Origin of the sequence: Streptomyces cyaneofuscatus (genome assembly GCF_042718795.1) — a bacterium.
Classification (GTDB): domain Bacteria; phylum Actinomycetota; class Actinomycetes; order Streptomycetales; family Streptomycetaceae; genus Streptomyces; species Streptomyces cyaneofuscatus_A.
Genome location: NZ_JBHXOX010000001.1, coordinates 371,822 through 385,237 on the forward strand (window position 1 = coordinate 371,822; position 13,416 = coordinate 385,237).

Genomic DNA, 13,416 nt, shown 5'->3' on the forward strand with positions numbered 1-13,416 from the left:
TTTCGAGGGTGGTGGAGAGGAGGGCGAGGAGGTCTCAGGCGAGCAGCGAGCGGCCGATGATCTCCTTCATGATCTCGGTCGTGCCGCCGTAGATGGTCTGGATACGGCCGTCGGTGAACGCCTTGGCGACCTTGTACTCGCTCATGTAGCCGTAGCCGCCGTGGAGTTGGAGGCAGCGGTCGGCGACGCGCTTCTGCAGTTCGGTGGCCCACCACTTGGCCATGGAGGCGTGGACGGCGTCCAGCGTCCCGTCGGAGTGGTCGACGATGCACCGGTCCAGGAAGGTGCGGGTGACGGCGCACTCGGTGGCCATCTCCGCGATCTCGAACCTGATGTGCTGGAGCTTGGCGAGCGGGCGCCCGAAGGCCTCGCGCTCCTTGACGTACCGCGTGGTGATCTCCAGCAGGTGTTCGGCGGCGGCGATCCCGGCGACCGCTATGCCCATGCGCTCCTGGGCCAGGTTGGTCATCAGGTGGATGAACGCGCCGTCCAGCTCACCGAGGAGGTTCTCCTTCGGGACGCGGACGTCGTTGAAGAACAGTTCGGCGGTGTCCTGCGACTTCTGGCCGATCTTGTCGAGGTTGCGACCGCGCTCGAACCCTTCCGCGCCGCGCTCCACGACGATCAGCGAGAGCCCCTTGGCGCCGCCGTCCGGCGTGGTCTTGGCGACGACGATCACGAGGTCGGCGAGGATGCCGTTGGAGATGAACGTCTTCGAGCCGTTGAGCAGCCAGTGGTCGCCCTTGTCCTCGGCCGTCGTACGGATCGCCTGGAGGTCCGAGCCGGCGCCCGGCTCGGTCATGGCGATGGCGGTGATGGTCTCGCCGGAGCAGAAGCCGGGCAGCCACCGCTGCTTCTGCTCGTCGGTGGCGAGGCCGGTGAGGTAGGGGCCGATGATGTCGTTGTGCAGGCCGATGGCGAGGCCCGGCGCCCCGGCCCGGGTGAACTCCTCGGCGAGGACGGCACTGTAGCGGAAGTCGGTCGAGCCGCCGCCCCCGTACTCCTCGGGGACGGCGAGGCCGAGCAGCCCGGCGCGCCCGGCGGCGAGCCAGGCGTCGCGGGAGACGATGCCGTCCTGCTCCCACTGCTCGTAGTACGGGAGCACCTCCTTGGCCAGGAAGGCCCGGACGGTCTCGCGGAACGCGTCGTGCTCCTCGGTGAAGATCTGGCGTTGCACGGGGTCTCCTAGTCGTGTCCTAGTCGTGAGGGTGGGGCCGGAGCGCCGGTACGTCCCAGTCGGCGGCGACCGCGTCCGTGTCGGCGCCCGGCTGTGCGGGGCCGCTGCGGACGGATACGGGGGTGGCCGAGAAGCGCGGGGCGGGGGCGGGCTGGGTGATGCCGCTGTGCTCGACGTAGGTGGAGCGGGCGGCGAGGTGCGGGTGGTGCGGGGCCTCGCGGAGCGAGAGGACGGGGGCGACGCAGGCGTCGGTGCCGTCGAACACCTCGGTCCACTCCGCCCGCGTACGGGAGCGGAAGCGCTCGGTGACGGCGGCGCGCAGCTCGTCCCAGCGGGCCAGCTCCCAGCGGTCGGGGAAGGCGTCGGCCAGGCCGAGGAGGCCGATGAACTCGGCGTAGAACTGCCCCTCCAACGGGCCGACCGCCATGTGGCCGCCGTCGGAGGTGGCGTAGGTGCCGTAGAAGGGGCAGCCGCCGTCCAGCAGGTTGGCGCCGCGCCGGTCCTGCCAGCTCCCGGCGGCCAGCATGCCGTGGATCATCGAGGCGAGGTGGGCGGCGCCGTCCACGATCGCCGCGTCCACCACCTGGCCCGCGCCGCCGGGGGTGCGGGCGTGCTGGAGGGCGGCGAGGACGCCGACGACGAGGTAGAGCGAGCCGCCCGCGTAGTCGCCGACCAGATTGGCGGGGACCACGGGCGGCTCGTCCGGGCTGCCGATCATGGAGAGGGTGCCGGAGAGGGCGAGGTAGGCGACGTCGTGCCCGGCCCGCTGTGCCAGCGGGCCGTCCTGGCCCCAGCCGGTCATCCGCCCGTAGACCAGCTTCGGGTTGCGGGCGAGGCAGGCGTCGGGCCCGACGCCGAGCCGCTCCGCGACGCCGGGCCGGTATCCCTCGATCAGGATGTCGGCGCGTTCGGCCAGGTCGAGGACGCGGCCGGCGCCGCCCTCGCTCTTGAGGTCGACCAGGACCGAGCGCTTGTTGCGGTTGGTGATGTCGTACGCCGGGTCGATGCCGAGAGCGGCTCCGCCGGGCCGGTCGACGCGTACGACATCGGCGCCGAGGTCCGCCAGCAGCATCGCCGCGAAGGGTCCGGGGCCGATCCCCGCCAGCTCGACGACCCGGATCCCTGTCAGCGGGCCGTGCCCGGTCCTTGCCATCCGTGAGCCCCCAGGGGTGTGACACAACCGATGTAACATCAATGATGCTATGAACGCGCCCCGCTCCGCACAACCCCCCGGGCCGAGCAAGCGCTTAGTTCTTCACCGGGATCCTCTCGCATCCCCGCCGGACGTTCCACGCCCCCGCCCCGCCCGGCCGCACACCCACCCGCCCCCTCCGCTAGCCTGCCTGCCACGTCCCCACCCGTCCCCTCGCCCGCGGAGGTACTCGTGAACAGGCAGAACGGGGCCGATCGCCCCCTGGACGTCGTCCTTTTCGGTGCCACCGGCTTCGTGGGGGTACTCACGGCGGAGTACCTGGCGGCGCACGCCCCCGAGGGACTGCGCTGGGGGCTGGCCGGCCGCAGCCGGGCCAAGCTGGAGCGGCTGCGGACACGCCTCGCCGCGATCGAACCGGGCTGCGCCGGGCTGCCGTTGCTGGAGACCGACGCGGACGACGAGGACGCGCTACGTGAACTCGCCCGGTCCGCACGGGTGGTGGCAACGACCGTGGGCCCGTACATCCTGTACGGCGAGAAGCTCGTCGCCGCCTGCGCCGAGGCAGGGACGGACTACCTGGACCTCACCGGCGAGGCGGAGTTCATCGACCGGACGTTCGTGCGCCACGACGCGCGGGCCCGGGAGACGGGCGCCCGGATCGTGCATGCCTGCGGCTTCGACTCCGTACCGCACGATCTGGGGGCGTACTTCACGGTGAAGCAGTTGCCGGAGGGTGTGCCGCTGACCGTGGACGGGTTCGTCCGCAGCAACGCCGTGTTCTCCGGCGGTACGTTCGCCTCCGCGCTCACCGCGATGGGCCGCGGCCCGCAGATGCTGCTCGCCGCCCGGGAGCGGCGCCTGCACGAGCCCCGCCAGGTGGGGCGCCGGGTCCGCACCCCGGCGGGCACCCCGCACTTCAACGGGGCCACCGGCGCCTGGGCGCTGCCGCTGCCGACCGTGGACCCGGCGGTCGTAGGCCGCTCCGCGCGGGCTCTGGAGCGGTACGGCCCCGACTTCCGCTACCGCCACTTCGCCTCGGTCAAGACCCTGCCGATGGCCCTCGGCGGGCCCGTGGCGGTCGGTGCGCTGGTCGCCGCGGCCCAGGTGGGGCCCGTACGCGACTGGCTGATGGGGCGGTACGAGGCGGGGCAGGGGCCGGACGCGGAGCGCCGCGGGCGGAGCTGGTTCAGCGTCCGCTTCGTCGGGGAGGGCGGCGGGCGACGGGTCTTCACCGAGGTGTCCGGCGGCGATCCGGGCTACGACGAGACGGCCAAGATCCTCGCCGAGTCGGCCCTCTGCCTCGCCCTGGACCAGCTCCCGGAGACCTCCGGCCAGGTCACCACGGCGACGGCGATGGGCGACGCGCTGCTGGAGCGCCTGACGGCGGCGGGGCTGCGGTTCCGGGTGGCGGCGGTGCGGTGAGCGGCGTCCGCCAGAAGATCCAGCCGGCCGGCGTGTCGTCCGCCAGAAGACCCCAACCGGCAGGCGAGTCATCCGCTAGAAGATCCAGCCGGCCAGCGTGTAGAGCATCGCGCCCAGCCAGACGAGGCCGACGGCCGCGCCGAGGGACATACCGAGGACCATGCGGCGCTGAGCGGGGTCGAAGGGCACGGGGCGGACGACTGCACGAGAGGCGTTCATGTGTTCAGCCTGCCCAGCAAGATCGCTTTATGCATCCGTACAGGTACTCATTCGCATCCGCCGGCCGGCGGTGGCGCTCAGGCCGTCGCTTCCCGGAGGGTCTGCCGGCACAGCGCGTCCGCCCGGCGGGTGCTCTCCGGCTGACGGAAGCGGCGGGCCAGGCGCAGGGTGTGGGCGCAGGCGTTGTCGAGGCTGATCCGGTGGCCGACGGAGACGAAGATGGGGTTGGTGTTCTCCTGGGTGCGCAGCGCCCGGCCCACCACCTCGTCGCCGTCCACCAGCGGGGAACAGTCGCCGCGACGCGGGCCGGGGGCCTCGTAGGTGAAGGTGAAGGGGTTCTTGCCGACGCCGATCACGGGCAGTCCGGTGAGCACGCCCAGGTGGCTGGCGAGCCCGAAGCGGCGCGGGTGGGCGAGGCCGTACCCGTCGCAGATGACGACGCCGGGGTCGACGGTCAGCGACTCCAGGGCCTCCAGCACGGCGGGGAGTTCGCGGAAGGCCAGCAGCCCGGGGACGTACGGGAAGGTGATCTTTCCGACCGCGGTGGCCTCGTCCACGGTCTCCAGAGTCTCGGCGTCCAGCACGACGGCCGCCGCGACGACGACGTCCTTCTCCTCGTCGTAGGCCACGTCGACCCCGGTCACCAGACCGGTGCCGGGCGCCGGGCCCGGCTCGTCCAGCACCACCAGGCCGCGCAGGCGGTCCTGGATCGCCCGGCCCTCGGCTTCGTCTGCGGGGGTCTCATGGGCGGGGGTGGGCTCTGTCGTCATGACCAGCAGCTTAGGCGGTGCCGGCACACCCCCGTTCCCGTAGCCTGACGATCATGTTCGTACTCGAATTGACCTACACGGCTCCCGTCGAGCGCGCGGACGCGCTGATGAAGGAGCACATCGCCTGGCTCGACGAGCAGTACGCGGCCGGCGTCTTCATCGCGTCCGGCCGCAAGAACCCCCGGGACGGCGGGGTGATCCTCGCCGTCGGGGAGGACCGGGAGCGGATCGAGGAGATCGCCGCGGCCGACCCCTTCGCCGCGCACGGGGTCTGCGCCTACCGGATCACCGAATTCATCGCGACCAAGACGGCACCCGAACTCGCCTCCCTCAAGCAGGAGTTGCCGGGACCGTAGGCGGGCCGGGCGGCCCTGCGCCGGACTCCGCGCAGGCCGGAACGTATGCGGGTCAGGGTGCGGCGCCGAGAAGCGGGCAGGAGGGCGGGGGTGCGGGAGAGCGCGGAGGAGAGGCGGGGCGTGGGCGGTGACGCAGCTCACGCCACCCGCCGGTGCACGGATCGATGCGTTCCGTCGTCTACTCCAATGCCGGGAACCGTTCACCCAGCCGCGAGAGGGAGCAGGTCTTGTCCAGCGTTATCGAGCAGTCCGTGCAGGCCCGCATGGTCGCGTCCGCCCCGCGGATGGAAACCCTGCCGGCCACACTGAGTTACGACCGCAAGGACCCCTTCGCCGTGCGGATGGCGTTCCCCGCCCCGGCGACCCTGGAGGGGACCGAGGTGGCCTGGGAGTTCTCCCGTGAGCTGCTGGTGGCAGGGGTCGACACCCCGGCCGGTGAGGGGGACGTCCGGGTCAGGCCGTTCGGGTACGAGCGGACGGTGCTGGAGTTCCACGCGGCCGAGGGCATCGCCATGGTGCATGTCCGCACGGCGGAGCTGCGTCGCTTCCTGGAGCGGGCGCAGGAGCTGGTGCCGGTGGGTGACGAGCACCGCTATCTGGAGCTGGACCGGAATCTGACCGATCTGCTCGGCGGCGCCTGCTGAGCGGCGGAGCCGCACCCTCTCGCAGCCTCTCAGCCTCCCGGTCGCAAAAACCCGTTGCCGGGACGTGCGCCCCGGTTCTACCTTCGTGACTGTTCCTGTTGTCGTCGGATCGGAGAGGGACGTTGCTGATCTGAGGTCCCCCGCACCGCGCAGCGCCGCCACGCCCCGTCGTGGCCTCGGGCGCCCGTGTGCGATCTCAGCTCGTCAGCCGTCCTCAGCTCATTTCCCCGACGTACACGGGAGATCCGTATGTCTACGTCCGACACCCACATCAGCTGTACCTCCCTCTCCTTCTCCTGGCCCGACGGCACCGAGGTCTTCTCCGGCTTCGACCTCACCGTGGGCCCCGGCCGCACCGGGCTCATCGGCCTCAACGGGTGCGGCAAATCGACCCTGTTGCGGCTCATCGCCGGTGAACTCATCCCACAGGAGGGCGAGATCAGGACCCGTGGTGGCCTCGGGTACCTGCCGCAGACCGTCACCCTGGACACCGCGCTCCGGGTCGACCAGGTGCTGGGCATCGCGGAGCGGCGGGCGGCGATCGACGCCGTCGAGGCGGGTGACGTGCGCGAGGAGCTCTTCACCGTGATCGGCGACGACTGGGACGTGGAGCAGCGCGCCCGCGCCGCCCTGGACGGGCTCGGTCTCGGCTCGGTCGGCCTGGACCGCACGGTCGGGGAGATGTCCGGCGGCGAGTGCGTGCTCCTGCGGCTGGCCGCCCTGCTCCTGGCCCGCCCCGGGGTGCTGCTGCTGGACGAGCCGACGAACAACCTGGACACGGTCGCCCGCAAGCGGCTGTACGACGCGGTCGACGCCTGGACCGGGGCACTGCTCCTGGTGAGCCACGACCGGGAGCTGCTGGAGCGGGTCGACCGGATCGCGGATCTGCGCGAGGGCGCGGTCACCTGGTACGGCGGAAACCTCTCGGCGTACGAGGAGGCGCTCGCGGTCGAGCAGGAGGCGGCGCAGCGGATGGTGCGGGCCGCCGAGTCGGATGTGCAGCGACAGAAGCGCGAACTGGCCGATGCCCACATGAAGTTGGCCCGGCGCAGGCGCTACGGGCAGAAGATGTGGGACACCAAGCGGGAGCCCAAGGTGGTGATGGGCCAGCGGAAGCGGTCCGCACAGGTGTCGGCCGGCAAGCACCGCATCCTGCACACCGAGCGGCTGGCGGAGGCCAGGGAGCGGCTCGACGAGGCGGAGTCGGCGGTGCGCGAGGACGAGGAGATCCGGATCGAGCTGCCGACGACGCGGGTGCATCCGGGGAACGAGGTGCTGCTCCTGCGTGATCCGGTGCCGCCCTACGGGCCGCCGCTGCACGGGGAGTTGACGGTCAGCGGTCCCGAGCGGATCGCGCTGACCGGGCGCAACGGGGCGGGTAAGACGGCGCTGCTGCGGACGATCGCGGGTGAGCTCGCGCCGCTCTCCGGCGAGGCGACGACGCTGGTGCCGCTGGGCTTCCTCCCGCAGCGGCTGGACACGCTGGACGACGGGCTGTCGGTGGCGGACAACGTGCAGCGGTCGGCCCCCGGCCTGAGCGACAACGGCGTCCGGGCCCGGCTCGCGCGCTTCCTCTTCAAGGGGGGTACCGCCGACCATCCGGCCGGGACGCTGTCGGGCGGGGAGCGCTTCCGGGCGACGCTGGCGATGCTGCTGCTGGCGGACCCGACGCCCCGGCTGCTGTTGCTGGACGAGCCGACGAACAGCCTGGACCTGGCGAGCGTACGACGGCTGACCGAGGCCCTGGAGGCGTACGAGGGGGCGCTGATCGTGGCGAGCCACGACGTGCCGTTCCTGGAGGCGATCGGGGTCACCCGGTGGCTGCGGCTGGACGGGGAGCTGCGGGACACGACGGCGGAGGAGGTGCGGTCGGGGCGGTGAGCGGCCTCGGGAGATCCGCAGGAAAAGGCGACAGAAGCTGTCGGGTATGCCACCTAGCGTCGTCGGTATGGATCTCAGCACCGAGCGCGGCATCGTCATCACCGGAGCGCACGAGAACAATCTGCGCGACGTCTCCCTCACCCTGCCCAAGGGCCGGGTCACCGTCTTCACCGGGGTCTCCGGTTCGGGCAAGTCGTCGGTCGTCTTCGACACGATCGCCGTGGAGTCGCAGCGGCAACTGAACGAGACCTTCACCTCGTTCCTGCGGAACCGGCTGCCGAAGTACGAGCGGCCACGGGCGGAGTCCATGGAGGACCTGTCGGTGGCCGTCGTCATCGACCAGAAGCCGCTGGGCGGCAACATCCGCTCGACCGTGGGCACGGCGACGGACATCTGGTCGGTGATCCGGGTGCTGTTCTCCCGGTACGGGACGCCGAGTGCCGGCGGGGCCACCGCGTACTCCTTCAACGACCCGGCGGGGATGTGCCCGGAGTGCGACGGGGTGGGGCGCACCGTCCGGCTCGACCTGGACCGGGCGGTGGACTGGTCGAAGTCGCTGAACGAGGGGGCGCTGCTGCTGCCGGGTCTCACGGTGGGCAGTTGGGAGTGGACCCTGTACGGCGGGTCGGGGCGGTTCGACAACGACCTGCCGCTCTCCGCGTACGGCGATGAGGAGCGTCGGCTCCTGCTGTACGGATCCGGGTTCACCGTCCGGCTGGATATGCGGACGGGCTCGGCCGACATGCGGTTCGAGGGAGTGGTGACACGGTTCGAGCGGCTCTACCTCAAGCGGGACACGGCATCGCTGTCGGACAAGCGGCGCGCGGCGGCCGACCGGTTCACCGTCGAACGGGTCTGCGCCGCCTGCGGCGGGGCGCGGCTGAACGCGGCGGCGCTCGCCACCCGCGTCGACGGGCTCTCGCCCGCCGACTACGGACGGATGGAGGTCGCCGATCTCGTCGGCGTCCTGGCCAGGATCGACGATCCGGTGGGCGGCCCGATCGCGGCGGCGGCCCGTGAGCGGCTGGAGCGGCTCGTGGGGATCGGGCTCGGCTATCTCAGCCTGGACCGGGAGACGACCACCCTCTCGGGCGGTGAGGGGCAGCGGCTCAAGATGGTTCGGCACCTGGGGAGTTCGCTGACCGGGCTGACCTTCGTCTTCGACGAGCCGAGCGTCGGGCTGCATCCACGGGACGTCGGGCGGCTCGGTGACCTGCTGGTGCGGCTGCGGGACAAGGGCAACACCGTGCTGGTCGTCGAGCACGACCCGGATGTGATGGCGGTCGCGGACCATATCGTCGACATGGGCCCGCGCGCCGGGGCGGAGGGCGGCCAGGTGGTCTTCGAGGGGCCGTTCGAGCGGTTGCGGGAGGCGGACACGCTCACCGGGCGGTGTCTGCGGCAACAGACCGGCGTCAAAGTCGAGTTCCGCTCCCCCACCGGTCATCTCCCGGTCCTGGGTGCCGATCTGCACAACCTGAAGGGCCTGGACGTGTCGTTCCCGGCCGGGGTGCTGACCGTGGTGACGGGGGTCGCTGGTTCGGGCAAGTCGACGCTGGTGTCGGAGGTGTTCACGGCGGCCCACCCGCAGGCGGTGGTCATCGACCAGAGCGCGATCACCGCCTCGCCCCGCTCGACCCCGGCCTCGTACATCGGCGCACTGGACACCATCCGCAAGGTCTTCGCCCGGGAGAACGGCGTGGACGCCGGGCTGTTCAGCTTCAACTCGGCCGGAGCCTGCCCGGGTTGCTCGGGCCGTGGGGAGATCTCCACCGACCTGGCCTTCATGGACCCGGTCACCACCACCTGCCAGGAATGCGAGGGGCGCCGCTTCCACGACGACGTACTCGAGCACCGGGTCGGCGGCCGGTCCATCGTCGACGTGCTGGAGATGACGGCGGCGCAGGCGGTCGGCCTGTTCGAGGACCGCGCACTGCTGCGGAAGCTGCGCACGCTGGACGAGGTCGGCCTCACCTACCTCACCCTCGGCCAGCCCCTCAGCACCCCCTCCAGCGTGTACGTCCTGGACGAGCCGACGACCGGACTGCATCTGGCCGACACGGGCGCGCTGGTGGATCTTCTGGACCGGCTCGTCGACGCGGGGAACACGGTGATCTGCGTCGAACACAACCTGGAGGTGCTCAAGCGGGCGGACTGGGTGATCGACCTCGGCCCGGACGGCGGGAAGAAGGGCGGCGAGCTGGTCTTCGCGGGGACGCCGGAAGGGCTGCTGGCGGACCGCACCTCGGTTACCGCCCGGTATCTGCGCCGGGATCTGGGCCTGCCCGAGAGCCGCCGCTGACCTGCGAGGACCGGCTCACGGCGGTGATGAGCTGCGCGCATGACGGTACGTGATCGGGTGCCCGCGGGGAGGGGCTTGGCTTTGCCCTTACGGTCGCCTTAACCTACGGTCTCGTAACCTACGAAGGCGTAAGTAATTTCCGTCCCCGCTGCCCGTCCCCGACGCCCGGCCCCCTCCCGTCCCCCTCCCGCCCTCTCCCGTCCCCAGGAGCTCCCCTTGACGATCACCTCTCCCCACCTCGGCAGTTCGAAGGCGTGGACCGACGCCCAACTGCTGTACGCGCTGGAAGAGGTGGTGGAGAAGGAACTCAACCGCCATCTCAAGGTCGCCAAGGACTGGATGCCCCACGAGTACGTCCCCTTCTCCGACGGCCGGAACTTCCCCGGCATCTTCGAGGACGGCGAGGCATGGTCGGCGGACCAGTCCAAGGTCACCGACATCGGCAAGATCGCGCTGGTGGTGAACCTCCTCACCGAGGACAACCTCCCCAGCTACCACCACGAGATCGCCTCCCTCTTCGGCCGCGACGGCGCCTGGGGCACCTGGGTGCACCGCTGGACGGCGGAGGAGGGCCGGCACGGCATCGTGATGCGCGACTACCTGCTCACCTCGCGCGCCGTCGACCCGGACAAGCTGGAGCAGTTCCGCATGGCGCACATGGCGGAGGGCTTCGAGTCGGACAACCGGCACTCGATGCTGCACTCCGTCGCGTACGTCGCCTTCCAGGAGCTGGCCACCCGTGTCTCCCACCGCAACACCGGCCACCAGTCCGGTGACCCGGTCTGCGACCGGATGCTGGCCCGGATCGCCACCGACGAGAACCTGCACATGGTCTTCTACCGCAACCTTCTGGGCGCCGCCTTCGAGCTGGCCCCGGACCTGACCATGCAGGCCGTGCGCGACGTCGTCGTCAACTTCCGGATGCCCGGACACGGCATGCCCGGCTTCGAGCGGGCCGCCGCGCAGATGGCGATCGGCGAGATCTACAACATGCGCATCCACCACGACGACGTGATCCAGCCGGTGCTCCGCTTCCTGAAGGTCATGGACATCGACGGCCTCGGCCCGGAGGGGGCGAAGGCACAGGAGGAGCTCGGCCTGTACATGGGCGGACTGGACAGCGAGGCGTCGAAGTTCGACGAGAGGCTCGCCGCCCGCAAGGCGCGTATGGCGGCCCGCGGCCGCGCCTGACGCCGTCGGTCCGCCGCCTCACCGATCCCCCTTGCCGTTCGGCGCCCCGGTCAGCCGGCCGGGACGCTGACGGGGGTGGCATCGGTGACAGCCGCCGCCACTGCGCCGACGGCATACGCCGAACCAGTCCGCAAGAGGGCATCTCCGGACGTATTCAAGGCCGGAGATGGCAGCATCCCAAGGGCGGAGGCGAGTATTCAGCCAGCCCCAAGACGCGGCAAATAGGCACTGCACCGCCAGAATTCCCCTATCGCCTCATCAAGGAAAATTCCCACCTATGCACCTTGTATGGTCGATGCGAGAGGGCCTCGCAGGTCTCCGGCGTGGAGCGAATAACGCGCGACTGTAGCGTAACTGACGGTAACTTTGTGTAAAGGGATGACAAATTCGTCATGCCTCACGGGATATTGGGGCTATAGACACCAATCTCTCCATTGAGGGCACTTGTGCGTGATGGATCGAGTCCGCCGCCCCCCATCTGCCTCCACTGCATTCCGGGCTCGCGGGCGCGAATCCGGCCTTGCGTCAGCGGCTTCCGACGTCAACGATTCCAGCGTGCAACTTGACAGGTTCACGCCCAATGATCGTTGGGTGGGAACCTCCCGCACCAACAGCCCCACCTCACCCGACCGGGGCTGCCCCCCATATCTCGGAGGACCTCGTGACCTTCAAGCGCTTCTCGCCGATCAGCAGCACGTCCAGACACGCACGGCTCCTCGCCGTGGCGTCCGGCCTGGTGGCCGCCGTGGCCCTGGCGACGCCCTCGGCCGTCGCAGCTCCTGAGGCGGAGGCCAAGGCGACCGTTTCGCAGCTCGCCGACGCCAGCTCCGCCGTCCTCGCCGCTGATGTGGCGGGCACCGCCTGGTACACGGAGGCGAGCACCGGCAAGATCGTGCTCACCGCCGACAGCACCGTGTCGAAGTCCGAACTGAACAAGATCAAGAGCGCACTGGCAACGTCCAAGGCGGAACTCACGGTCAAGCGCGCCGAAGGCAAGTTCAGCCCGCTGATCGCCGGCGGCGAGGCCATCACCACCGGTGGCAGCCGTTGTTCGCTCGGCTTCAACGTGTCGGTCAACGGCGTCGCCCACGCGCTGACCGCCGGCCACTGCACCAACATCAGCGCCAACTGGTCCATCGGTACGCGGACCGGAACGAGCTTCCCGAACAACGACTACGGGATCATCCGCCACTCCAACCCGGCGGCGGCCGACGGCCGGGTCTACCTGTACAACGGCTCGTACCAGGACATCACGACGGCGGGCAACGCCTTCGTGGGCCAGTCCGTCCGACGCAGCGGCAGCACCACCGGGCTGCGCAGCGGCTCGGTCACCGGCCTCAACGCCACGGTCAACTACGGTTCCAGCGGGATCGTGTACGGCATGATCCAGACCAACGTCTGCGCCGAGCCCGGCGACAGTGGTGGTGCGCTCTTCGCGGGCAGCACCGCTCTGGGTCTCACCTCCGGCGGCAGCGGCAACTGCCGGACCGGCGGCACGACGTTCTACCAGCCCGTCACCGAGGCGCTGAGCGCGTACGGGGCGACCGTCCTGTAGCTCATGCCACCGGGTCTTCGGGCTGACGGCCGGCCGAGCGCCCGAAGACCCGCGCGACGGCGCACTCCGGCGGACCGTGCCCACCACGGTCCGCCGGAGTGCGCCGCGTGGCCGCCCGGCAGCCCTTACCTCGTCCCTCCGCGCCACCTGCGGCCTGGCCCACCCGGACGCCGGACCACCGTCTTGAGGAACGCCCTTTATTTTCTGCGCTCGGCCAGTTGAATCCCCGGGCTATCAGGGGGTAGACGGTCGCTGCTTGACTCCCGTCACGTAGCGCCGGAACGCTGCCCATGCGCAGCCTCATGGACACAGAGGTAGACCATGTCCGAGGTCATCGAAACCCCCGTTGGTACGCCGTCGGACGATCCGGCCGAACTCGATCCGGAGGTGTGCGAGAGACGCTCCTCGCGGCTCAGGCGCAGGCTGGAGCGGCTGATCGGGATCGCGGCGACGGAGGGGAATGCGCTGATCCCGCTCCGTAACGGTGATCAGATCTTCGGTGCGATGCTGAAGGCGATCCGTGAGGCGGAGCACACCGTCGACATGATGACCTTCGTCTACTGGCGGGGGGACATCGCGAACGACTTCGCCGAGGCGCTGGCCGAGCGGGCCCGGGCCGGTGTCCGGGTGCGGCTGATGCTGGACGGCTTTGGTTCCCGGCTGATCGAGAAGGGTCAGCTGGACATGATGGACGAGGCCGGGGTGACGGTGGCCTGGTTCCGGAAGCCGCTCTACCTCTCGCCGCT

General features: G+C 70.6%; 12 protein-coding genes. 8 read left to right on the top strand and 4 right to left on the bottom strand.

Annotated elements, in window-relative coordinates:
* Positions 1-34 precede the first annotated feature (34 nt).
* Both ACFWRT_RS01620 and ACFWRT_RS01625 read right to left on the bottom strand, forming a co-directional pair.
* A complete protein-coding gene (locus ACFWRT_RS01620) occupies positions 35-1,177 on the bottom strand; it encodes an acyl-CoA dehydrogenase family protein (protein ID WP_380948989.1) in 1,143 nt (380 codons plus the stop codon).
* 19 nt (positions 1,178-1,196) lie between these two features.
* Positions 1,197-2,330: a CaiB/BaiF CoA transferase family protein gene (locus ACFWRT_RS01625; RefSeq protein WP_380948990.1), complete on the bottom strand. Its 1,134-nt coding sequence runs from the start codon at positions 2,328-2,330 to the stop codon at positions 1,197-1,199.
* A 231-nt stretch (positions 2,331-2,561) separates the two neighbouring features.
* Here ACFWRT_RS01625 and ACFWRT_RS01630 point away from each other — a divergent pair, with 231 nt between their 5' ends.
* Positions 2,562-3,752, top strand: a complete 1,191-nt coding sequence (locus tag ACFWRT_RS01630) for a saccharopine dehydrogenase family protein (protein WP_380948991.1) — start codon at positions 2,562-2,564, stop codon at positions 3,750-3,752.
* A gap of 75 nt (positions 3,753-3,827) precedes the next feature.
* Here ACFWRT_RS01630 and mmpA read toward each other — a convergent pair whose 3' ends face one another.
* Together mmpA and ACFWRT_RS01640 are read right to left on the bottom strand one after the other, a co-directional pair.
* Positions 3,828-3,971: a morphogenic membrane protein MmpA gene (gene mmpA / locus ACFWRT_RS01635; protein ID WP_380948992.1), complete on the bottom strand. Its 144-nt coding sequence runs from the start codon at positions 3,969-3,971 to the stop codon at positions 3,828-3,830.
* 77 nt (positions 3,972-4,048) lie between these two features.
* A complete protein-coding gene (locus ACFWRT_RS01640; RefSeq protein WP_380948993.1) occupies positions 4,049-4,741 on the bottom strand; it encodes an endonuclease V in 693 nt (230 codons plus the stop codon).
* Positions 4,742-4,794: 53 nt separating this feature from the next.
* On the opposite strand from ACFWRT_RS01640, the gene ACFWRT_RS01645 reads away from it, so the two are divergent.
* The 7 genes from ACFWRT_RS01645 to ACFWRT_RS01675 all read left to right on the top strand — a co-directional run.
* Positions 4,795-5,097: a YciI family protein gene (locus ACFWRT_RS01645; protein ID WP_380948994.1), complete on the top strand. Its 303-nt coding sequence runs from the start codon at positions 4,795-4,797 to the stop codon at positions 5,095-5,097.
* A 227-nt stretch (positions 5,098-5,324) separates the two neighbouring features.
* Positions 5,325-5,741: a spore wall synthesis regulator SsgD gene (ssgD, locus tag ACFWRT_RS01650; protein WP_380948995.1), complete on the top strand. Its 417-nt coding sequence runs from the start codon at positions 5,325-5,327 to the stop codon at positions 5,739-5,741.
* A 249-nt stretch (positions 5,742-5,990) separates the two neighbouring features.
* Positions 5,991-7,622 carry an ABC-F family ATP-binding cassette domain-containing protein gene (locus ACFWRT_RS01655; protein ID WP_380948996.1) on the top strand — a complete coding sequence of 544 codons (1,632 nt, stop codon included), beginning with the start codon at positions 5,991-5,993 and terminating at the stop codon, positions 7,620-7,622.
* A 67-nt stretch (positions 7,623-7,689) separates the two neighbouring features.
* Positions 7,690-9,924: an excinuclease ABC subunit UvrA gene (locus tag ACFWRT_RS01660; RefSeq protein ID WP_380948997.1), complete on the top strand. Its 2,235-nt coding sequence runs from the start codon at positions 7,690-7,692 to the stop codon at positions 9,922-9,924.
* 216 nt (positions 9,925-10,140) lie between these two features.
* Positions 10,141-11,115: an acyl-ACP desaturase gene (locus ACFWRT_RS01665; RefSeq protein WP_380948998.1), complete on the top strand. Its 975-nt coding sequence runs from the start codon at positions 10,141-10,143 to the stop codon at positions 11,113-11,115.
* A gap of 661 nt (positions 11,116-11,776) precedes the next feature.
* Positions 11,777-12,670: a S1 family peptidase gene (locus ACFWRT_RS01670; protein WP_380948999.1), complete on the top strand. Its 894-nt coding sequence runs from the start codon at positions 11,777-11,779 to the stop codon at positions 12,668-12,670.
* 321 nt (positions 12,671-12,991) lie between these two features.
* A partial coding sequence (locus ACFWRT_RS01675; protein ID WP_463287394.1) for a phospholipase D-like domain-containing protein occupies positions 12,992-13,416 on the top strand: 425 nt, incomplete at its 3' end.

Bases quoted from the DNA above. Each gene is read 5' to 3' on its own strand.
- ACFWRT_RS01660 (WP_380948997.1), top strand. From the start codon at position 7,690: ATGGATCTCAGCACCGAGCGCGGCATCGTCATCACCGGAGCGCACGAG.
- ACFWRT_RS01640 (WP_380948993.1), bottom strand. From the start codon at position 4,741: ATGACGACAGAGCCCACCCCCGCCCATGAGACCCCCGCAGACGAAGCC.
- ACFWRT_RS01655 (WP_380948996.1), top strand. From the start codon at position 5,991: ATGTCTACGTCCGACACCCACATCAGCTGTACCTCCCTCTCCTTCTCC.
- ACFWRT_RS01625 (WP_380948990.1), bottom strand. From the start codon at position 2,330: ATGGCAAGGACCGGGCACGGCCCGCTGACAGGGATCCGGGTCGTCGAG.
- ACFWRT_RS01645 (WP_380948994.1), top strand. From the start codon at position 4,795: ATGTTCGTACTCGAATTGACCTACACGGCTCCCGTCGAGCGCGCGGAC.
- mmpA (WP_380948992.1), bottom strand. From the start codon at position 3,971: ATGAACGCCTCTCGTGCAGTCGTCCGCCCCGTGCCCTTCGACCCCGCT.